Annotated in this window: 20 protein-coding genes, 1 pseudogene and 1 riboswitch; of the genes and pseudogenes, 12 read left to right on the forward strand and 9 right to left on the reverse strand. The window is 70.8% G+C overall.

Translation table 11 applies throughout. From position 1 onward, the window contains the following. Positions 1-25 precede the first annotated feature (25 nt). Complete coding sequence (locus tag ACFUJY_RS10820; RefSeq protein WP_383297503.1) at positions 26-964, reverse strand: glucosyl-3-phosphoglycerate synthase; 939 nt, start codon at positions 962-964, stop codon at positions 26-28. Between the two features lie 156 nt (positions 965-1,120). Beyond that, a riboswitch (SAM riboswitch) is annotated at positions 1,121-1,247 on the forward strand. A gap of 17 nt (positions 1,248-1,264) precedes the next feature. On the opposite strand from ACFUJY_RS10820, the gene thrC reads away from it, so the two are divergent. From thrC to groL, 4 genes are all read left to right on the forward strand, one after another. After that, on the forward strand, positions 1,265-2,557 hold the full coding sequence (gene thrC, locus ACFUJY_RS10825) for a threonine synthase (RefSeq protein ID WP_383297505.1): 1,293 nt from the start codon (positions 1,265-1,267) through the stop codon (positions 2,555-2,557). Between the two features lie 28 nt (positions 2,558-2,585). Beyond that, on the forward strand, positions 2,586-2,864 hold the full coding sequence (locus tag ACFUJY_RS10830; RefSeq protein ID WP_018101573.1) for a MoaD/ThiS family protein: 279 nt from the start codon (positions 2,586-2,588) through the stop codon (positions 2,862-2,864). A gap of 355 nt (positions 2,865-3,219) precedes the next feature. After that, positions 3,220-3,426, forward strand: coding sequence for a cold-shock protein (locus ACFUJY_RS10835; RefSeq protein ID WP_003967346.1), 207 nt, complete (start codon positions 3,220-3,222; stop codon positions 3,424-3,426). 330 nt (positions 3,427-3,756) lie between these two features. Beyond that, entirely contained in the window at positions 3,757-5,379 is a 1,623-nt protein-coding gene (gene groL, locus ACFUJY_RS10840; RefSeq protein ID WP_111336677.1) for a chaperonin GroEL, read from the forward strand. A 94-nt stretch (positions 5,380-5,473) separates the two neighbouring features. Here the strand turns inward: groL and ACFUJY_RS10845 are convergent. Continuing rightward, positions 5,474-5,569 (reverse strand): annotated as a pseudogene (locus ACFUJY_RS10845) (TetR/AcrR family transcriptional regulator); the annotation flags it as partial. Positions 5,570-5,587: 18 nt separating this feature from the next. On the opposite strand from ACFUJY_RS10845, the gene ACFUJY_RS10850 reads away from it, so the two are divergent. Both ACFUJY_RS10850 and ACFUJY_RS10855 read left to right on the forward strand, forming a co-directional pair. Next, entirely contained in the window at positions 5,588-5,779 is a 192-nt protein-coding gene (locus tag ACFUJY_RS10850; protein ID WP_383297508.1) for a hypothetical protein, read from the forward strand. 204 nt (positions 5,780-5,983) lie between these two features. Further along, the gene (locus ACFUJY_RS10855; protein ID WP_383297510.1) at positions 5,984-8,044 is read left to right on the forward strand and encodes a glycosyl hydrolase family 28-related protein; all 2,061 of its coding nucleotides are present in this window, start codon (positions 5,984-5,986) and stop codon (positions 8,042-8,044) included. Between the two features lie 10 nt (positions 8,045-8,054). Here the strand turns inward: ACFUJY_RS10855 and ACFUJY_RS10860 are convergent, their stop codons facing one another. Further along, positions 8,055-8,750, reverse strand: a complete 696-nt coding sequence (locus tag ACFUJY_RS10860; RefSeq protein ID WP_383297512.1) for a VOC family protein — start codon at positions 8,748-8,750, stop codon at positions 8,055-8,057. Positions 8,751-8,835: 85 nt separating this feature from the next. Between ACFUJY_RS10860 and ACFUJY_RS10865 the strand changes: the two genes are divergently transcribed. Next, a complete protein-coding gene (locus ACFUJY_RS10865) occupies positions 8,836-9,468 on the forward strand; it encodes a 1,4-alpha-glucan branching protein (protein ID WP_383297514.1) in 633 nt (210 codons plus the stop codon). 18 nt (positions 9,469-9,486) lie between these two features. On the opposite strand, the gene ACFUJY_RS10870 is transcribed toward ACFUJY_RS10865, so the two are convergent. Beyond that, positions 9,487-10,281 carry a hypothetical protein gene (locus tag ACFUJY_RS10870; RefSeq protein ID WP_383297516.1) on the reverse strand — a complete coding sequence of 265 codons (795 nt, stop codon included), beginning with the start codon at positions 10,279-10,281 and terminating at the stop codon, positions 9,487-9,489. A gap of 331 nt (positions 10,282-10,612) precedes the next feature. On the opposite strand from ACFUJY_RS10870, the gene hemC reads away from it, so the two are divergent. Further along, complete coding sequence (gene hemC / locus ACFUJY_RS10875; protein ID WP_383297518.1) at positions 10,613-11,545, forward strand: hydroxymethylbilane synthase; 933 nt, start codon at positions 10,613-10,615, stop codon at positions 11,543-11,545. Positions 11,546-11,575: 30 nt separating this feature from the next. Here hemC and ACFUJY_RS10880 read toward each other — a convergent pair whose 3' ends face one another. From ACFUJY_RS10880 to ACFUJY_RS10890, 3 genes are all read right to left on the reverse strand, one after another. Next, positions 11,576-12,544 (reverse strand): erythromycin esterase family protein, encoded by a 969-nt coding sequence (locus ACFUJY_RS10880; RefSeq protein ID WP_383297520.1) that lies wholly within the window; start codon positions 12,542-12,544, stop codon positions 11,576-11,578. Positions 12,545-12,641: 97 nt separating this feature from the next. Further along, positions 12,642-12,908 (reverse strand): DUF397 domain-containing protein, encoded by a 267-nt coding sequence (locus ACFUJY_RS10885; protein WP_383297522.1) that lies wholly within the window; start codon positions 12,906-12,908, stop codon positions 12,642-12,644. Further along, positions 12,889-13,731, reverse strand: coding sequence for a helix-turn-helix domain-containing protein (locus ACFUJY_RS10890; RefSeq protein ID WP_383297524.1), 843 nt, complete (start codon positions 13,729-13,731; stop codon positions 12,889-12,891). Before ACFUJY_RS10890 ends, ACFUJY_RS10885 begins: the two co-directional genes overlap by 20 nt. A gap of 113 nt (positions 13,732-13,844) precedes the next feature. Here ACFUJY_RS10890 and ACFUJY_RS10895 point away from each other — a divergent pair, with 113 nt between their 5' ends. The 4 genes from ACFUJY_RS10895 to ACFUJY_RS10910 all read left to right on the forward strand — a co-directional run bounded on the left by ACFUJY_RS10895 (position 13,845) and on the right by ACFUJY_RS10910 (position 15,964). Beyond that, positions 13,845-14,081: a hypothetical protein gene (locus ACFUJY_RS10895; RefSeq protein WP_383297525.1), complete on the forward strand. Its 237-nt coding sequence runs from the start codon at positions 13,845-13,847 to the stop codon at positions 14,079-14,081. After that, positions 14,078-14,317, forward strand: a complete 240-nt coding sequence (locus ACFUJY_RS10900) for a hypothetical protein (protein ID WP_383297527.1) — start codon at positions 14,078-14,080, stop codon at positions 14,315-14,317. The genes ACFUJY_RS10895 and ACFUJY_RS10900 overlap by 4 nt, the downstream gene beginning before the upstream one ends. Before the next feature lie 113 nt (positions 14,318-14,430). Next, on the forward strand, positions 14,431-15,246 hold the full coding sequence (locus ACFUJY_RS10905; RefSeq protein WP_383297529.1) for an inositol monophosphatase family protein: 816 nt from the start codon (positions 14,431-14,433) through the stop codon (positions 15,244-15,246). A 112-nt stretch (positions 15,247-15,358) separates the two neighbouring features. Next, a complete protein-coding gene (locus tag ACFUJY_RS10910) occupies positions 15,359-15,964 on the forward strand; it encodes a Uma2 family endonuclease (protein WP_383297531.1) in 606 nt (201 codons plus the stop codon). A gap of 63 nt (positions 15,965-16,027) precedes the next feature. On the opposite strand, the gene ACFUJY_RS10915 is transcribed toward ACFUJY_RS10910, so the two are convergent. Together ACFUJY_RS10915 and murQ are read right to left on the reverse strand one after the other, a co-directional pair. Next, complete coding sequence (locus tag ACFUJY_RS10915; protein WP_383297533.1) at positions 16,028-17,545, reverse strand: PTS transporter subunit EIIC; 1,518 nt, start codon at positions 17,543-17,545, stop codon at positions 16,028-16,030. A 45-nt stretch (positions 17,546-17,590) separates the two neighbouring features. Then, entirely contained in the window at positions 17,591-18,553 is a 963-nt protein-coding gene (gene murQ / locus ACFUJY_RS10920; RefSeq protein ID WP_383297535.1) for an N-acetylmuramic acid 6-phosphate etherase, read from the reverse strand. Positions 18,554-18,591 lie beyond the last annotated feature (38 nt).

The following is an 18,591-nucleotide window of genomic DNA, read 5'->3' on the forward strand; positions in this document are numbered from 1 at the left end:
GAAGTCGGACGGAGTGAAGTCGTGATCACGCCGCGCGGCGTGCCAGGTACTCCTCTATCTCGCACATCGGCGGCCTCTCCTGCGTGTCCACCGGGTAGGTGCGCGGAACGAATCCGTCCGGGCCCCGTTCGAACTGGGTCAGCGAGGGCCGCACCAGATGGCCCCGGGAGAGCCGCACCTGCGCGGTGCGGTAGATCGCGGCGGCCATCCGGCCGAGCGCCTGGCCGTCCTGGTGGCGGTGGACGCGGACGCCGACGTCCACCTGGGCGAGGGCGTCGAGGCCCACGGTGTGCAGCGCGTCCACGAGCAGGCCGAGCTCGACCCCGTAACCGACCGGGAACGGCAGCCGCTCCAGGAGCGAGCGGCGGACGGCGTACTCGCCGCCCAGCGGCTGGACGAAGCCGGCGAGGAGCGGCCAGTGCAGGTTCAGCAGGGGGCGGGCCACCAGCTCGGTGACGCGACCGCCCTGGCCGGGCAGCTCGCCGAGCGGCCGGTCGTACATCGCCTTGACGAACTGCACCTCGGGGTCGGCGAGCAGCGGGCCGACGATGCCGGAGACGAAGTCGGCCGAGAAGTCCTTCAGGTCCGCGTCGACGAAGCACAGGATGTCGCCGCTGGTCACCAGGAGCGACCGCCACAGCACCTCGCCCTTGCCGGGGGCGGCGGGGAGGCGGGGGAGGATCGCGTCGCGGTGGACGACCCGGGCGCCCGCGCGGCGGGCGACCTCGGCGGTGGCGTCCGTGGAGCCCGAGTCGATCACGACCAGCTCGTCCACCAGCGGAACGCGCTCCATCAGCTCCCGCCGGATCGTCGCGACGATGTCCCCGACGGTCGCGGCTTCGTTGAGGGCCGGTAGAACGACGCTGACGCCCGTACCGTTCGCGGCGGTCCGCACGCTCGCCGGCGGGTGGTCGGCGGCCGACCAGGAACGCCTGGTCAGCCAGCGTTCGACCTCTTCGAGCACGGTCGATACTCCCTGTATGTGATCCATCTCGCGGTACGGACGGCTATCTCACCCGTCCGGTCCTTCGGTTACAGTCTTGAACAACGCGGACGGCCATCGCATGCCGGGGTCGGTCCGCCGACAAATGCGCGGATCATCCAAGATCCGTCGCCACAGCGCTCATCCAGAGGGACAGAGGGAACGGCCCGTTGAAGTCCCGGCAACCCTCCTGCCGACCGCGAGGTCAGGTGGGGAAGGTGCCAATTCCGTCTCGCGGCGAAACGCGTCGTGAGGAAGATGAGGAGAAAGGGCCTCGCCATCATGGCTGTTGAGACTGTCGCAGCGAACACCGAATCTTCCGTGGACCTGGGTCCCGCCGCGGCTCTTTCCTGCCGCGAGTGCGGTGAACGGTTCGCACTGGGTCCCATTTTCGCCTGCGCGTCCTGTTTCGGGCCGCTCGAAGTGGCGTACGACCTGCCGAGCGGCTCCCCCGACGAGCTGAAGAAGCGCATCGAGGCCGGTCCGAACAACATCTGGCGCTACGCGCCGCTGCTGCCGGTGCCCGCCGACGTGGCCGACAAGCCCAACCTCAACCCCGGCTTCACCAAGCTCGTCAAGGCCGACAACCTCGCCCGCGAGCTGGGTGTGACCGGCGGCCTGTACGTGAAGGACGACTCGGGCAACCCGACGCACTCCTTCAAGGACCGCGTCGTCGCCATCGCCGTCGAGGCCGCCCGCGCCTTCGGCTTCACCACGCTCTCCTGCTCCTCGACCGGCAACCTGGCCGGCGCGGTCGGCGCCGCCGCGTCCCGGGCGGGCCTGCGCTCCTGCGTGTTCATCCCGCACGACCTGGAGCAGGGCAAGGTCGTCATGGCCGCGGTGTACGGCGGCGAGCTGGTCGGCATCGAGGGCAACTACGACGACGTCAACCGCTTCTGCTCCGAGCTCATCGGCGACCCGCTGGGCGAGGGCTGGGGGTTCGTCAACGTCAACCTGCGTCCGTACTACGGCGAGGGCTCCAAGACGCTCGCGTACGAGATCTGCGAGCAGCTCGGCTGGCGGCTGCCCGACCAGATCGTCATCCCGATCGCGTCCGGCTCGCAGCTCACGAAGATCGACAAGGGCCTCCAGGAGCTGATCAAGCTCGGCCTGGTCGAGGACAAGCCGTACAAGATCTTCGGCGCCCAGGCCGAGGGCTGCTCCCCGGTCTCGACCGCCTTCAAGGCCGGTCACGACGTGGTCCGCCCGCAGAAGCCGAACACGATCGCCAAGTCCCTCGCGATCGGCAACCCGGCCGACGGCCCGTACGTCCTGGACATCGCCCGCCGCACCGGTGGCGCCGTCGAGGACGTGAACGACGAGCAGGTCGTGGACGCGATCAAGCTGCTGGCCCGCACCGAGGGCATCTTCGCCGAGACGGCGGGCGGGGTGACCGTCGGCGTGACCAAGAAGCTGATCGACGCCGGCCTGCTCGACCCGGCGCTCACCACCGTCGTCCTGAACACGGGTGACGGCCTCAAGACGCTGGACGCGGTGGCCGACACCTCGCAGGCGACCGCCACGATCCGCCCGAGCCTGGACGCCTTCCGCGCCGCCGGACTCGCCACCAGCTGACCACCCGAGACTCCAGGAAGGCACCGCCATGAGCGTCAAGGTCCGCATTCCCACCATCCTCCGCACCTACACCGGCGGCCAGGCCGAGGTTCCGGCCGAGGGCGCGACCCTCTCCGAGGTCATCGCCTCGCTGGAGAAGGACCACCCGGGCATCGCCGCCCGCGTGCTGGACGACCAGGGCAAGCTGCGCCGCTTCGTCAACGTGTACGTCAACGACGACGACGTGCGCTTCGAGGGCGGCCTGGACGCGGCCACCCCGGACGGTGCCGGCGTCTCGATCATCCCCGCCGTGGCCGGCGGCTGCTGAGTCAACGACTCCTCGGCGTCACCCCAGTTGCCCCCTCCGCGAGAGAAGCGGAGGGGGCAATTCTGCATGGTTGAGCGGGGTAGAGTGTGGGAAGTCCCCTTCGCTGCCCGTGCGCCCCGCATATGAAAATGCGCCGCGCCACGATCAGAAGCAGCCAATGTGCCTGCGCCTCATGCGCCTTAAGTCACCTTTGTCGGGCCCGACTTGCCCCGCAAACCCATGAATTCCTCATATTCGGGCGATCGGCGCTGCACAGAATTGTCGTCCGATTGACCTGTTGCACAGGGCAGTTGGGCAGATACATTCAGCCGCGGTCGACGCGCTTCGGCGCACACACGTTACAGGGGAGTTAGGCATGGCTCAGGGCACCGTCAAGTGGTTCAACGCGGAGAAGGGGTACGGCTTCATCGCGGTCGACGGTGGTGCGGATGTATTCGTCCACTACAGCGCGATCCAGATGGACGGGTACCGCACCCTCGAAGAAGGTCAGCGGGTCGAGTTCGAAATCTCGCAGGGCCAGAAGGGGCCGCAGGCGGACATGGTCAAGCTCGCCGTCGGCTGAAGCGCGGCACGGCACGTCGGCCGCGACGCCACGCACGTACGAAGGGTCCGTACCTAGGGGTACGGGCCCTTCGTACGTGCCCGTGGCGTGCCGGTCGCGTGCCCGGGGCGGTCCGGGGATGTCCACACTCCGGCCGAAGGCGCTTGCACTCTCGGGGGTCGAGTGCTAATCATTGGGCTTAGCACTCTCCAGGTGAGAGTGACAGAATTTGGACCGGGCCGGTGAGGCCCGCAGGCCAGGCGGGGAAGGAACCGCAGGGCACGCAGGCCGTCCGTCGCGGGCGCCACTCGGTCCGGAGCAATCCACCCCTGTCCGGGAGGACCACTTCACATGGCCAAGATCATCGCGTTCGACGAGGAGGCCCGGCGCGGTCTCGAGCGCGGCATGAACCAGCTCGCCGACGCCGTCAAGGTCACCCTTGGCCCCAAGGGTCGCAACGTCGTCCTCGAGAAGAAGTGGGGCGCCCCCACGATCACCAACGATGGTGTGTCCATCGCCAAGGAGATCGAGCTGGAGGACCCGTACGAGAAGATCGGTGCGGAGCTGGTCAAGGAGGTCGCCAAGAAGACGGACGACGTCGCCGGCGACGGTACGACCACCGCCACCGTTCTCGCCCAGGCGCTCGTCCGCGAGGGCCTGCGCAACGTGGCCGCGGGTGCGAACCCGATGGCTCTCAAGCGGGGCATCGAGAAGGCCGTCGAGGCCGTCTCCGCCGCCCTCCTGGAGCAGGCCAAGGACGTGGAGACCAAGGAGCAGATCGCTTCGACCGCCTCCATCTCCGCCGCCGACACCCAGATCGGCGAGCTCATCGCCGAGGCCATGGACAAGGTCGGCAAGGAAGGCGTCATCACCGTCGAGGAGTCCCAGACCTTCGGTCTGGAGCTGGAGCTCACCGAGGGTATGCGCTTCGACAAGGGCTACATCTCGGCGTACTTCGCCACCGACATGGAGCGCATGGAGTCGTCCCTGGACGACCCGTACATCCTGATCGTGAACTCCAAGGTCAGCAACGTGAAGGACCTCCTTCCGCTGCTGGAGAAGGTCATGCAGTCCGGCAAGCCGCTGCTGATCATCGCCGAGGACGTCGAGGGCGAGGCCCTGTCGACCCTGGTCGTCAACAAGATCCGCGGCACCTTCAAGTCCGTCGCCGTCAAGGCCCCGGGCTTCGGCGACCGCCGCAAGGCCATGCTCGGTGACATCGCCATCCTCACGGGCGGCACCGTCATCTCCGAGGAGGTCGGCCTCAAGCTGGAGAACGCCGGTCTCGACCTGCTCGGCCGCGCCCGCAAGGTCGTCATCACCAAGGACGAGACGACGATCGTCGACGGCGCCGGTGACAGCGACCAGGTCCAGGGCCGCGTCAACCAGATCCGTGCCGAGATCGAGAACTCCGACTCGGACTACGACCGCGAGAAGCTCCAGGAGCGCCTGGCGAAGCTGGCCGGCGGCGTGGCCGTCATCAAGGCCGGTGCCGCGACCGAGGTCGAGCTGAAGGAGCGCAAGCACCGCATCGAGGACGCGGTGCGCAACGCCAAGGCCGCCGTCGAGGAGGGCATCGTCGCCGGTGGTGGCGTGGCTCTGCTCCAGGCTTCGGCCGTCTTCGAGAAGCTGGAGCTCGAGGGTGACGAGGCGACCGGCGCCAACGCCGTGAAGCTCGCCCTGGAGGCCCCGCTCAAGCAGATCGCCGTCAACGGTGGTCTCGAGGGTGGCGTCGTCGTGGAGAAGGTCCGCAACCTGGCCGTCGGCCACGGCCTGAACGCCGCGACCGGCGAGTACGTCGACATGATCGCCGAGGGCATCCTCGACCCGGCGAAGGTGACGCGCTCCGCGCTGCAGAACGCCGCGTCGATCGCCGCGCTGTTCCTCACCACCGAGGCCGTCATCGCCGACAAGCCGGAGAAGGCCGCCGCGGCCGCTCCGGGCGGCATGCCGGGCGGTGACATGGACTTCTGATCCCTGACGGATCGGCAGTTCCAGCAGTACCGAGACACCGGCCCCCGGGGATGCGTCCCCGGGGGCCGGTGTCGTCGTGTGTACGGGTACGGGCTCAGCCCGCGTCGAGGCCGTCCACGAGGCGGTTGAGGAAGCGGTCGAACACGGCGTCGGGGGTGACGGGCCGCCCGGCCGTCGCGAGGGCCTCGGCGTCCACGTGACGGTCCCGATGACCCCCACCGCCCACCGCTTCGCACCCGGCCACCGCCTCCGCTGGCAGATCGGCCCCGCCCCCCACCCGCGCTACGCGCTGAACCCGGGCACGGGGGAGCCCCGGATCGACGCGACGGAGTTCGTCCCCGTACGGGTGACGGTGCACGCGGACTCGGAGTTGACGCTGCCGGTGGGGACGACCGGGTAGGACCGACGCGGTGGCGGTTGCGTCGCTTGCGCAAAAACATGACATCGCGACGCACTTCTTCCATGCGAAAGTGGAAACATCCCGCGTGCATCTTGTGGGAGTGGTGACGCGCGCCCTACTGTCGCTTCACTCATGACGGTGGCGGCCTCCCCACGCGCGCACGGCCGTTGAGCCCCGTCGTTCCCTCAGAGAAACGGGCATGCGATGTCACGGAAGAACGCCGCCGTCGCGGCGGCGGTGCGAAGACCGCGCCGGGCCGGGCTGTACGCGTCCGCGGTCGCCTCGGTGACCGCGGTCGCCGTCGGGTTCGGGGTGCTGGCCGGGGCGCCCGCGCTCGCCGGGCCCCGGCCCGCCGCCGCTCCGGCCCCGGTCGTCACGCGCGCCGCCCTCGATCCCGCGCTGGTACAGGGGCGCGGCGCGAAGGTGGCGTTCGCGGAGCAGGAGGCCGAGAACGCGGTGACCGACGGGACCGTGATCGGGCCGGACCGGGACGCGTACACGCTGCCGTCCGAGGCGTCGGGGCGTCGGGCGGTCAAGCTGGCGCCCGGGCAGCACGTGGAGTTCACGCTGCCCGCGGCGGCCGACGCGATCACCGTGCGCTACAGCATCCCGGACGCGCCGGGCGGCGGCGGGATCACGGCGCCGCTCGACGTCTCGGTGAACGGCTCCAAGCGGTCCACGATGACGCTGACCTCGCAGTACTCCTGGCTGTACAACCAGTACCCGTTCTCCAACGACCCGGGGGCCGGGCTCCTCCACCCCGACTGGTGGATCACCGAGTGCGGCTGCGTGCCCGCCGACACGACGCCCGCCCCGGTCGTGGACAAGCCGTTCCGGCCCAGCCACTTCTACGACGAGCAGCGGCTCCTGCTCGGCCGCACGTACCGCGCGGGCGCCACCGTGCGGCTGACCGTGCCGGCCGGGAGCCGGGCCGCGTGGACGGCGATCGACCTGCTGGACTCCGAGCGGGTGGGGCTGCCGCACATCGAGCTGTTCGCCGCCAACGTCCTTGCGTTCGGGGCCGATCCGACCGGGCGGCGGGACGCGGCGGGGGCGATCGAGAAGGCGATCGCGTTCGCCCGGCGCGCCCATCTGAAGGTGTACATCCCGCCGGGGACGTACCGGGTGGACCGGCACATCCTCGTGGACGACGTCACGATCGTCGGCGCGGGCAACTGGTACACGAAGATCAAGGGCCGTGAGGTCGCGCTCGCCGAGCCCGCCGCCGACGGGTCCACGCACACCGGCGTCGGCTTCTACGGGAAGTCCGCGGCCGAGGGCGGCAGCCGCAACGTCCATCTCTCCGGCTTCGCCATCGAGGGCGACGTGCGTGAGCGCATCGACACCGACCAGGTCAACGCGATCGGCGGCGCGATGAGCGATTCGACCATCAAGGGCCTGCACATCAGCCACACCAAGGTCGGCATGTGGTTCGACGGCCCGATGCGGAACCTGAAGGTCTCCGACACCGTGATCGTGGACCAGATCGCGGACGCCATCAACTTCCACACCGGTGTGACGGATTCGCGCGTCACGAACACCTTCGTACGCAACTCCGGCGACGACGGCCTCGCCATGTGGGCGGAGAAGACCACGAACGCCCGCAACACCTTCGACCACAACACGGTGCAGACCCCGGTCCTCGCCAACGGCATCGCGATCTACGGCGGCAGCGACATCACCGTCTCCGACAACCTCGTCGCCGACCCGGTCCGCGAGGGCAGCGCTCTGCACCTCGGCTCCCGCTTCGGCGCCGAGCCCTTCGCCGGGAAGGTGGACGTCGCCCGCAACACCACGGTCCGCGCGGGCACGTTCGAGCTCAACTGGAAGATCGGGCTCGGGGCGCTGTGGGTCTTCGCCCTGGACCGGAGCATCGACGGCGCGGACATCCGGGTCACGGGCAACGACTTCCTGGACAGCACGTACAACGCGATCATGCTGGTCTCGGACTGGGCGGTGAAGGACCGGTACGTCATCGAGAACATCCACTTCAAGGACGTCCGGGTCGACGGCACCGGCACCTCCGTGCTGAGCGCCCGCGCGGCGGGCGGGGCCACCTTCGAAAACGTGGACGCGCGCAACGTGGGCGCGGTGGGCGTCAACAACTGCGGCTCGTTCCACTTCCCGTCGACCGGTTCGGAGTTCGGTCTGACGGACCTGGGCGGCAACGACGGCGGCTGGCTCGCGCCGTGGCTGCTGCCCAACACGATCACCTGCGACGACCGCCCGGAGGTGGTCCCGCCCCCGGCGCCCTCCACGTGGTGAGGCGCGGCTCCTAGTCGGTGGCCGGTCCGGGCGGGCCGGCCACCCCGACGCACGCCTCGTTGCCCTCGGGGTCGGCGAGGACCCAGTTGTGCGGGGCGTCCGCGTCGTTCAGCAGCCGTCCCCCGGCGGCCAGGGCCGCGGCTATCCGGGCCCCGGCCTGGTCGTACGGCACCCATACGTCGACGTGGACGCGGTTGCGCTGGGGGCGCGGGGCGTCCATCCGCTGGAAGTAGAAGGGGGCGCCGCGCCGGCGCGGGTCGACCAGGTCCTCGGGGCTGCCGGCGCGGTGCTCGTAGCCGAGCAGGGCGCGCCAGAACGCGACCACGGCGGGGCCGTCGAGCGCGTCGACGGTGACCTGCACGGTCTGCACGAAGGACGGGTCGGCGGTGAGGCCGAGGGCGCGGGCCGTCTCCGATATCCGCCGGGCCACCTCGACATGCCGGCCGGTCATCCCGAAGTAGTCATCGGTGAGCGCGATCAGCCGTACGGTCACGCCGTCGCGCCGCACGTCGATGTCCGGGTGGTCGTCGCCGAGGTCCGGCAGTTCGCCGATGGCCCGGACGAAGCGCGTACCGGTCGCGAACGATCCGCCGGTGCGGAAGTGGGCGCACGCGCCCTCGCCGACGACGCGCCAGTCGTTCAGGCCGGCGGTCTCGTGGAATTGCTGCGGCCTGATGCGCACGGTGGTGCCGGTTCCCGAAGTCATAGGCTCAACGTAGCGCGCGGGTCCGACAACGGCCCCTGTGCGCGGGGAAACCAGCTGTTCACGCGACCCACGGGAGTCATCCGGCATGGCCGTCATCCACCGCACCACCCTGTCGCCGACCAAGCTCGAACTGCTCGCCACCTGGCTTCCGACCCGCCCCTGGTACGCGGGCTCCGCCGGCCCGTCCCTCGTCAGGTCCGGCGGCTTCCGCCTGGACGACCCGCAGGGCGAGGTGGGCATCGAGTTCATGGTGGTCACCGACGCCTCGGGCGCCGAGCCGGTGCCGTATTTCGTGCCGCTCACCTACCGGGGCGCCGCGCTCGAAGGCGCGGAGGACGCCCTCATCGGCACGACCACGCACGGCGTGCTCGGGCAGCGCTGGGTGTATGACGGGTGCCACGACCCGGTCCTGGTGGCGCAGCTGTTCGCCCTGCTGGACGGCCGTGCGGAACCCCAGGCCCAGAGCGTCAGCGACGCCCCTGACCCGACGATCACGCACTCCCACACGGGCGCCCCCTTCGGCGCCGCGGTCCCCCGTGCGTCGGACACCCCGGAGGGCACGGACCTGCCCGCCACCGGCACCACCCTCCACGTGAACCGCGTCCTGCGACCGGCCGCCGAGGCCCCGGCGGGTGCGACGGGCCACGTGTCCGGCCCGTGGCGCACGCCGGAGGACGTGGAGGTGCGGGGGGTGTTCGCGGAGGTGCGTACGGCGTAGCGGCCGCCTGCGGGCGCGTCAGCGGCCCGGGCGGTCCGATTTCGGGATCAGGCCCGCCCGTACGGCCCGGGCCTGGGCCCTGACCTGCTGGGCGGGGAGAGTGGGGGTGTCGCGGGCGGGCCTGCCCGAGCAGGGGCGGCACTTGCCGCCCGGGAGCGCGTCGGCGGTGCCGGGGGCGCGGCACTCGCTGCATTCCAGGGTGCGCAGGACCGGGCGGGGTTCGCGGTCCGGGGGCAGCTTCGTCTGGAGGCGCTTGGCCACGAAGGCCGCCGGGTGGTGGACGGGGTCCGGGAGCCCGGAGGTGAGGGCCCGGAAGACCTCGGTCTCCGTGGCACCCCGGCGCAGCCACTCCGTCACCTGCGGTTCCAGCGCCACGCACTCCCGGTGCGACAGCGACAGCACGGGGGCCTCGCGGCCCAGCGCCGCGAGCAGGATGAACGCCCGCGAGCGCGTTTCCCGCTTGCTCTCCTCGGGTACGTCGCCCCGGCTGAAGCCCGCCCACCAGGTGTCGTCGCGCGCGGTGCGGGAAAAGAACGTCCGGGTCACCCACAGCAGGTTTTCCCCGCTCGCCACGCACTCGCTGCCCCGGCGCAGGTGCCCCGCCTCCTGAAGGCGGTTCAGCGATGTGCGGATCGCGCACTGCCCGTACGGGAGCGTCTTGGCCAGCGTCTTCACGGAGATGTCCGCGCCGTCGCACAGTCCGTCGATGTAGGCCGCGATGGCCGCGTCACGGGGGTTGAGGTGCGTGAAGTCCTGACCCGTACGCGGGCGTTGGTCCGGGGCGGAACGCTTGCCGTAACCGGGGTTCGCCATGGGGTGGCCGGGGAAGGGTGCGCTACTAGACTGGGCGTCAGCCATCTGATCGTCTCCTCAGCTTTCGATCGAGGTGGTCAGGCCCCTGGCGGTGTTCGCGCACCGACGGGGGCCGTCTTGTGGTCTATGTCCGTGCTGAAGCTAAAGCGTGCCTACCCTCCGTCGCAACTTGATCGCGAAAAGTGAACCCTTGCGGGTAGCGGGGGCGGGTGGGCGGGTACAGGCCCGCCCAACCAATCCACTCAAAGAGCGCTCGGAACTCGCGGCTTGAGCCCCGAGAAGGCGCGTTGGAAGATGGAGTTGCCGGATCTGCCGGGCCTATCGTGCCCTTATGCCGGTTGAACTGATTCGCATCGTTTCCCGTGACTCTCCGATGGCACTCGCTCAGGTGGAGCGCGTACGTGCCGAGCTGGCCGTGCTCCATCCCGGCATCCGGACCGCCGTCCTTCCGGTGAAGACGACCGGTGACAAGTGGATGGGCGACCTCAGCCAGGTGGAGGGCAAGGGGGCCTTCACCAAGGAGGTCGACGCCGCCCTCCTCGCCGGGGAGGCCGACCTGGCCGTGCACTGCGTCAAGGACGTCCCGGCGGACCGGCCCCTCCCGGCCGGCACGACCTTCGCGGCCTTCCTCAAGCGGGACGACATCCGGGACGCGCTCATCCACCCCGGCGGCCTCACCCTCGACGCGCTCCCGGCCGGTACGCGGATCGGCACCTCGTCGGTGCGCCGCGTCGCCCAGCTCGGCGCCTCGCACCCGCACCTCACCTGCGTACCGATGCGCGGGAACGCGAACCGGCGCCTGGCGAAGCTCGACGCGGGCGACGCCGACGCGCTGCTCCTGGCCGCCGCCGGCCTCGCCCGGATCGGCCGGACCGACGTCATCACCGAGATCCTCTCGACCGAGACGATGATGCCGCCGATCGGCGCCGGGGTCCTCGCGCTCCAGTGCCGCGAAGGCGACGACGAGCTGATCGACGTCGTCAGCCCGCTCGGCGACCACGACGCCTACCGGGAGACGCAGGCCGAGCGGACGCTGCTGCACGTCCTGCAAGGCCACTGCAACAGCCCGATCGCCGGTTTCGCCCGGGCCGAGGGCAACGGCGAACTGTCCCTCCGTGCCAGCGTGTTCTCGCCGGACGGCAAGACCGTCCTCAACGCCCACGAGTGGGCGGGCCGGCTCGACCCGGCCACGCTCGGCACGTCCGTCGCCGTCGCCCTCCTCCGTCAGGGCGCCCGCGACGTGATCGACGGCATCGCGCACTGACGGCACCCCCCCACCGGCGAGGCCCGGCACTCAGGACAAGGGCCGGGCAGGCGTTACCTCCTGGGTGTGGACGACCGCGTCGAACCAGGTGGTGAGGGCGGCACCCGACATGTGGTGGGCCTCGTCGTGCCGGGGGTCGTACAGCGGGCTGATCAGTCGGATGCGGGTCGGGGCGTCGAGGACGCGGCGCACCGGCTCGGGGCGGGGGAGGGCCAGGTCCAGGAGGTAGGCCGGTCTGGCCCCGGCGGCCTCGCTCAGCACGTTGTCGATGAAGTCCGGGCCCGGAACCGGCAGGGGCAGGGGCAGGCCGATGGAACCGTGAGCCAAGGTGAGTCCGACGGACCGGAAGTCCGGGCCCATGCACTCGCGTAGGTATCCGCCCATGTTCTTGTGCGTTTGCGGGGGCTCGGCGGGGCCTACGGACACGGTGCGCGGGGAGCCGACTGCGGTGTGCGCCATGCCGCCCCAGTAGACGACCTTGTCGCCCGTGTGCCGCTGCCACCAGGCCGCCCCGTCGGCGAGTGTGCGTTCCACCTGGGCCAGCCCGTCGAGTCGCGTGGCGTCGCGCACCGGTTCGGCCGGTGGCTGCGCGAGACGCACCGGGTCGTCCGGGTGGCGCTCGTTGTAGGACCTCATCCACCGTACGAGTGCGAGGATCTCCGCCGTCCGCCAGAACAACCGCGCCTCCGCCAGCATGGCCGCCGGGTCACCCTCGCCCGTGGCGACGTACGCCGCCAGGCCGAGTCGGCCCGGAGCGTCGCCCTCCAGGACGACGCTCCGGAATTCCTCCTCCTCCACCAGCAGGCGGACGATCCGGTGCGCCGTCTCCGACAGTTCGCGTGTCTGCCGGCTGGCGGCTCCCAGCGCCACGATCTTGGCGTCGCGCACCAGAGGGGCGAGTGGCCGCAGATCATCCAACGGCTCGTCGGGCTTCCTCGCGGTGAGCGTGTGGGAGTTCTTGCTGATCCATTCCGTGGCTGTGGCTGTGGCTGTCTGCATGGACGAGATCGTCCGGCCTCAAGTGAGGTTGAGGTCAAGGGCGCCGGTACCACCGCGCATGTCGCTGGTACCGGCGCCCGGTTCTCGCCGCGTCGCGTCAGCCGTGCTTGAGGTCGGTGACGAACTGCTGCCAGGCGGCCGATGCGAAGACGACCGCCGGGCCGTCGGTGACCTTGGAGTCGCGGACGGGGACGACGTCCGGGATGCCGTCGAGGACTTCGAGGCAGTCCCCGCCGTCGCCGCCGCTGTACGTGGACTTGCGCCAGGTGGCGACCTCTACGCAGTTGCCGCCGTCGCCGCCGCTGTACGAGGACTTCCGCCAAGTGGCCGTGGACAGGTCGTAGTCAGAACCGCTGCGCTTCATGCTCGTAATCCTCCGCCACCGACTCGATCAACGCCAGGGACGCTGCCGGTGAGAGCGCGCTGGCCACGACCAGATCGTAGGTCAGTTCGCACTGACGGACCGTTGCCGGATCGTCTTGCAGATGGCCGATGCCCATGCCGTCCACGTAGGCGAGTGGTGGCTCGTCGGCGAACGACATCAGCTTCAGAGAGCCGGTCAGGGCGGCATGGGCACCTGCGGAAAAGGGCAGCACTTGCACGATGATTCGGTGCTGTCTCATCAGGTCGGCGATGTGGCGGAGGCCCCCTGCCATGCATGCGGGTCCGCCCACCCTCCGACGTAACACAGCTTCGTCCAGAACGACCCACAACATCGGCAGTGTTGGATCGGCGAGGAGTCGTGTTCGGTCGAGACGGGCTGCCACGAGTTCATCGATCACGCACTCGACCGCCGTGGGCTGGTACTCCCGGAACACGGCTCGCGCGTACGACTCCGTCTGCAAGAGGCCCGGGATGAGCTGCGGCGCGTACTGCTTGATCTCCGTCGCGCGGGCCTCCGCCTCGGCCGCCTCCGCGAAGTGATCCGGGTACTTCGACTTCTTCAGCGCCGCGCAGTTGCGCTTGAAGAAGCCGTCCGCGCTCAGGATCTCGTCGAACTTGACCGCCTGGTCCATCTGCATGCGCCGGACCCCGGACTCCAGCTGGCCGATGAACGAGCCGCTGACGAACATCGGGGCGCCCAATTCGGTCTGGGAGAGGCCCGCGCGTTCTCTTCGGTGGCGGAGTTCGGCGCCCAGGAGGGCTCGGGGGGAGGACGAGGGGTCGAGCTTTCTGGGACCTGGCATGACAACTCCCTGTTACACACGTGCGCTTGTTGGGCCTGCGCCCCTTCCAGGCTAGCGAGAGAATCACCACTCTGGGTATGCATCGTCGTTACTCAGTGTGGAAGGAATGGATCATGACGACAACGGAACGGCGCAGGGCTGCGGTGGCGAAGATTCGGGAGGCCGAGGAGGTGGTGGCGTTGCTGAAGGAGGGCTTCGCGCGGGCCGGGGTGAAGCTGCCCTCGCTGCGCATCGACCTGGCCTCGTGCGCGGGTGACGACCCGGCGGTGCTGGTGGACCTGGGGCGCTGCAACCTCGCGGCGGCGCAGCAGCTCAGCAGGGTGCTGGACGAGAAGGCGGCGGCCTCATGACGGGCGGGGACGGCCTGGAGGCTTGTACGCCGGAGCCGGGGTCGTTCGCCGTGGATGTACGGGACGGCCGGATCGGCCGGGTGATGGGGCGCGTCGGGCCGTACGTGCGGCTTCGGCCGCCGGGCGGCGGGCCGGCGTGGGACTGCCCGGCGGAGTCCGTACGCCAGGCGCCGCCGGGGGCGGTGCTGCGGGCGCGGGTGACGGAGATCAACCGGGAAGGGCAGTTGCCGCGATGACGTGCCGTCGGGCGGGCACGGGTGCGCGTCGGTCACTGCCCCGGGGGCGGCGGCTCGGCGCCGTTCCGCGCAAAGCCGCCGGGGCCTCGCGGAGTGACCGTTAGCCTGCGTGGATGGTGACCATGGACATGGAAAGCGACGCGCAGGTGGCCCTTCGGGCGGCGTCGGCGGGGGCGGCCGTCGTGCGCGAGATGTACGGGGCGTCGCTGGCGCGGTACGAGAAGGGCGGCGGTGACTTCGCGACGGCCGCCGACATCGCGGCGGAGGAGGCCGTGCTCGACGTACTGCGCGCGGCCCGGCCCGAGGACGCGGTGACGGGTGAGGAGAGCGGGGCCACGGGGGCGGCCGGGGCGGGGCGGCGGTGGCTGGTGGACCCGCTGTGCGGGACGCTCAACTACGCGGTGGGCAACATGCTCGTCGCGGTGAACGTCGCGTTGCGGGACGCCTCCCGCGTCACGGCGGCGGCCTCGGCCGATCCGTTCAGCGGCGAGGTCTTCTGGACGGACGGTGCGGGGGCTTGGGTGCGGCGGGAGGACGGGCGGGACGAACGGCTCATACCCTCGGCCGGCTCCCGGCTGGTGGACGTCAACCTGGACCCGCCGTTCCCGCACGCGCCGGCGTTCCGGGCGGTGGAGCTCATGGCCGCGCCGGAGTTCGTCGCCGGGTTCCGGCCGCGCGTCGTGTCCAGCACGGTGGCCGTCGCGTGGGTGGCGGCGGGGCGCAGGGCCGCGTACGTCACCGACGGCGGGCCCGGCCTGCGGCTGGACAGCGTCCACTTCGCGGCGGGCATCGCGCTCTGCGAGGCGGCGGGCTGCGTGGTGACCGGGATCGACGGGCTGCCGGTGGACCAGGGTGCGGGCGGCTTGGTGGTGGCTGCGGACCGGGAGACGCACGGGGTGCTGTTGGGGCTGGCTCAGGAGCAACGGTGAGCGGCGCTCGGTGCGTCGCTCACACGAACGTGGGACGCTGAGGAAAGCGGGCTCGCGCCGCGAAACCGTCGATCTACGCTCCCCGGACAGGCTTCAGAAGAAGGGACCCGCGATGACCGCCGCGATGGTCGAACACCAGCAGGACCCTGAAGGCCGCCAGTGGGACTACCTCCTGCGCACCTGGCAGGAACTGGACGTGCCCGAGGGATGGCGCGCCGAGATCGACGAAGGGCAGATCGTCTTGGTACCGCCGCCGCACGCACATCACAACGGGATCGCCGCCAAGGTGCAGCGCTGCCTCTACGGGAACCTGCCCGACGTACTGGAGATCTACCAGACGCTGGGCGTGCACGTCGCCCCGCTCGACAAGCTCTACGTCCCCGACCTCGTGGTCATGCCGTCCGAGTTGATCGACGCCGCCGATCCCGACGTCAGCGCCCCCATGGACGCCTCCGAGGCCCTCCTCGTCGTGGAGATCACCTCGAAGGGCAACGCCCGCGAGGACCGTACGAAGAAGTACCGCGCCTATGCCCGCGCCGGTGTGCCGATGTACCTGCTGATCGACCGGTTCGACACCCGGGGTGCCATGGCCACCCTGTTCACGGAGCCGGGCGAGCACGGCACGTACAAGCACGCGGACGCGGTGCCGTTCGGTAAGCCGCTCGCGCTTCCCGCGCCCTTCGACGTCACGCTGCCCACGGACGGCTTTCCGGTCTGAGGCATACGGCAAAGCGGCGGCTCCCCTCACCCGAGGGGGCCGCCGCTGCGTTCCGCGCGTGTCTCAGACCGTCGCCGGCGCCTTCGCCGTTTCGGAAGGCGTGGCCGGGTCCGGGGTCGCCGTCGGGGCGGCCTTCTCCTGGCTCACGTTGAACTCCGCCAGGAGCTCCTTGCTGAAACCGAAGAAGTACGTCGCCAGGAAGCCCGCGAGGTAGCCGACGACGAGGCCGCCCGCGTAGATCGCGATCGTGGCGCCCAGGCCGTGGTTGCCGTCGAGCAGGGGGAACAGGGCCCAGCCGGACGGGCCGATCGCGGTGGAGCCGACCGCGTCGCCCAGCTGGTTGAAGAAGCCGACGAACGCGCCGCCGAACGCACCGCCCACGCAGGCCGTGATGAACGGGCGGCCCAGCGGGAGCGAGACGCCGTAGATCAGGGGTTCGCCGACGCCCAGGAAACCGGCGGGCAGGGCGGACTTGATGGTCTTGCGGATCGACTCGTTGCGCGGGAGGCGGACGTACGTGGCGATGGCCGCGCCGACCTGCCCGGCACCGGCCATGGCGAGGATCGGGAGCAGGACCGTGTAGCCCTGCTGCTCGATCAGCGTGGTGTGGATCGGGATCAGGGCCTGGTGCAGGCCCAGCATGACCAGCGGGAGGAAGAAGCCGCCCAGGATCAGGCCCGCGCCCGCGCCGCCGTTGGACAGCAGCCAGTCGGCGAAGTCGCCGATCGCGGTGGAGACCTCACCCGCCACGTACATCAGACCGAAGATCGTGACCAGGCCGGAGACGAGGACCGTCAGCGTCGGCGTGACCAGCACGTCCAGCGCCTCGGGCACCCAGCGGCGGCACCACTTCTCGACGTACACCGCGAGCACCGCCGCGCCCAGGGCGCCGAGGACGCCGCCCTGGCCGGGGGAGAGCTTCTGGCCGAACGCCTCGATGTTCGCGACGCCCGGGAAGACGATGATCGCCGCCACCGCACCGCCCAGGATCGGCGTGCCCCCGAACTCCTTCGCCGTGTTGTACCCGACGAAGACCGCGATCAGGGCCATGAAGCCGGAGGCCATCGCGGCGAGCGCGGGGGTGACCGAGGGCAGCCACTCCAGGTTGACCAGCAGGCCGTTGAGCCCGGCGATGATGCCGCAGCCGATCAGGGCCGGGATCAGCGGCACGAAGATGTTGGCGATCCTGCGCAGGAACAGCTTGAACGGCGTCGCGTTCTTCGCCTTGCGGGCCGCCTTCATCTCGGCGCCCTGCGCGGCCAGCTCCTCCGCCGTGAGCGGGGCGGCGCCGGCCGGAGCGGGGGCGGGGGCCTCGGCCCGGCCCTCCTCGACCAGTTTCTCGAACTCCGGCGTGACGCGGGCGACCGTACCGGGACCGAGGACGATCTGGTACGTGTCGTCCTCGACCACGCCCATGACCGCGGGGACGGCCTTCAGCGCGTCGTCCTGGACGAGCGAACGGTCGTGCAGCCCGAGCCGGAGCCGGGTCATGCAGTGGGCGATCGAGCTGACGTTCGCGGCGCCACCGACGAGCGGAAGGATCGCGGCGGCAGTGGCGCGGTTCTTGTCTTCTGTAGCCATGGTGCGTGGTGCCTTGCTGTGCGGGGGAGGTGGTGCAGGGGTGGGTCAGGTGGTGCGGGGAGCGGCGGCGAGCGCGGCGCGGAGGTGGCCGTCCGACTCGGACAGGAGCGTGGCGGCCGTGGGGCCGTCGACCTGGCCGAGGATCGTCAGGATGGCGTTCTTCACCTCGCCGTCCGTGGCGGCGAGCGCCGCCTCGATCTCCTCGTCGGGCGCGCCGGTGGCCAGCGCGACGATGCGCCGGGAGCGGGCCCGCAGCTTCTCGTTGGAGGCGCGCACGTCGACCATGAGGTTCCCGTACGTCTTGCCGAGGCGGATCATCGTGATGGTCGAGATCATGTTGAGCACGAGCTTCTGCGCCGTGCCGGCCTTGAGCCGGGTGGAGCCGGTCAGCAGCTCCGGGCCGACGACGACCTCCAGCGGGTGCTCGGCGGCGGCGCCCAGCGCGGAGGCCGCGTTGCACGACAGGCCGAGGGTCAGGGCGCCCTTCGCCCGGGCGTGCTCCACGGCCCCGATCGCGTACGGCGTGCGGCCCGAGGCGGAGATGCCGACCACCGTGTCGTCGGCGGTGAGCTCCAGCGCCTCCAGGTCGGCGGTGGCCAGCTCCTTGCTGTCCTCCGCGCCCTCGACGGCGGTGACCATGGCGGACGGGCCGCCCGCGATCAGGCCGATGACGTCGGCCGGGTCCGTGTTGAACGTGGGCGGGCACTCGCTGGCGTCCAGCACGCCCAGCCGTCCCGCGGTGCCCGCGCCCGCGTAGATCAGCCGGCCGCCGCGGGCCATGCGCTCGGCGGTGGCGTCGATCGCGGCGGCGATCTCGGGCAGCCGCTCGGTGACGGCGACCGGGACGGTCTGGTCCTCGCCGTTCATGATCCGGGCGATCTCCGCGGTGGCGAGCCGGTCGATCTCGGCGAGCTCCGGGCGGAACGCCTCGGTGGTGAGGGTCGCGAGCTGGGCGCGCAGCTCGCCGTATCCGTCGGGAGTGGCGTCGGCGTCGGTGAGGGAGGTCATGGAGGGCGGCTCTGCTTTCTCGTACGGCGTGCGGGTGC

The organism is Streptomyces sp. NPDC057249, from assembly GCF_042669245.1.
In the GTDB taxonomy this organism is placed as follows: domain Bacteria; phylum Actinomycetota; class Actinomycetes; order Streptomycetales; family Streptomycetaceae; genus Streptomyces.

Excerpts from the sequence above, each read along its gene's own strand:
- thrC (WP_383297505.1), top strand. The coding sequence starts at position 1,265 with ATGGCTGTTGAGACTGTCGCAGCGAACACCGAATCTTCCGTGGACCTG.
- ACFUJY_RS10830 (WP_018101573.1), top strand. The coding sequence starts at position 2,586 with ATGAGCGTCAAGGTCCGCATTCCCACCATCCTCCGCACCTACACCGGC.
- ACFUJY_RS10835 (WP_003967346.1), top strand. The coding sequence starts at position 3,220 with ATGGCTCAGGGCACCGTCAAGTGGTTCAACGCGGAGAAGGGGTACGGC.
- groL (WP_111336677.1), top strand. The coding sequence starts at position 3,757 with ATGGCCAAGATCATCGCGTTCGACGAGGAGGCCCGGCGCGGTCTCGAG.
- ACFUJY_RS10850 (WP_383297508.1), top strand. The coding sequence starts at position 5,588 with ATGACCCCCACCGCCCACCGCTTCGCACCCGGCCACCGCCTCCGCTGG.
- ACFUJY_RS10855 (WP_383297510.1), top strand. The coding sequence starts at position 5,984 with ATGTCACGGAAGAACGCCGCCGTCGCGGCGGCGGTGCGAAGACCGCGC.
- ACFUJY_RS10860 (WP_383297512.1), bottom strand. The coding sequence starts at position 8,750 with ATGACTTCGGGAACCGGCACCACCGTGCGCATCAGGCCGCAGCAATTC.
- ACFUJY_RS10865 (WP_383297514.1), top strand. The coding sequence starts at position 8,836 with ATGGCCGTCATCCACCGCACCACCCTGTCGCCGACCAAGCTCGAACTG.
- ACFUJY_RS10870 (WP_383297516.1), bottom strand. The coding sequence starts at position 10,281 with ATGGCGAACCCCGGTTACGGCAAGCGTTCCGCCCCGGACCAACGCCCG.
- hemC (WP_383297518.1), top strand. The coding sequence starts at position 10,613 with ATGCCGGTTGAACTGATTCGCATCGTTTCCCGTGACTCTCCGATGGCA.
- ACFUJY_RS10880 (WP_383297520.1), bottom strand. The coding sequence starts at position 12,544 with ATGCAGACAGCCACAGCCACAGCCACGGAATGGATCAGCAAGAACTCC.
- ACFUJY_RS10885 (WP_383297522.1), bottom strand. The coding sequence starts at position 12,908 with ATGAAGCGCAGCGGTTCTGACTACGACCTGTCCACGGCCACTTGGCGG.
- ACFUJY_RS10890 (WP_383297524.1), bottom strand. The coding sequence starts at position 13,731 with ATGCCAGGTCCCAGAAAGCTCGACCCCTCGTCCTCCCCCCGAGCCCTC.
- ACFUJY_RS10895 (WP_383297525.1), top strand. The coding sequence starts at position 13,845 with ATGACGACAACGGAACGGCGCAGGGCTGCGGTGGCGAAGATTCGGGAG.
- ACFUJY_RS10900 (WP_383297527.1), top strand. The coding sequence starts at position 14,078 with ATGACGGGCGGGGACGGCCTGGAGGCTTGTACGCCGGAGCCGGGGTCG.
- ACFUJY_RS10905 (WP_383297529.1), top strand. The coding sequence starts at position 14,431 with ATGGTGACCATGGACATGGAAAGCGACGCGCAGGTGGCCCTTCGGGCG.
- ACFUJY_RS10910 (WP_383297531.1), top strand. The coding sequence starts at position 15,359 with ATGACCGCCGCGATGGTCGAACACCAGCAGGACCCTGAAGGCCGCCAG.
- ACFUJY_RS10915 (WP_383297533.1), bottom strand. The coding sequence starts at position 17,545 with ATGGCTACAGAAGACAAGAACCGCGCCACTGCCGCCGCGATCCTTCCG.
- murQ (WP_383297535.1), bottom strand. The coding sequence starts at position 18,553 with ATGACCTCCCTCACCGACGCCGACGCCACTCCCGACGGATACGGCGAG.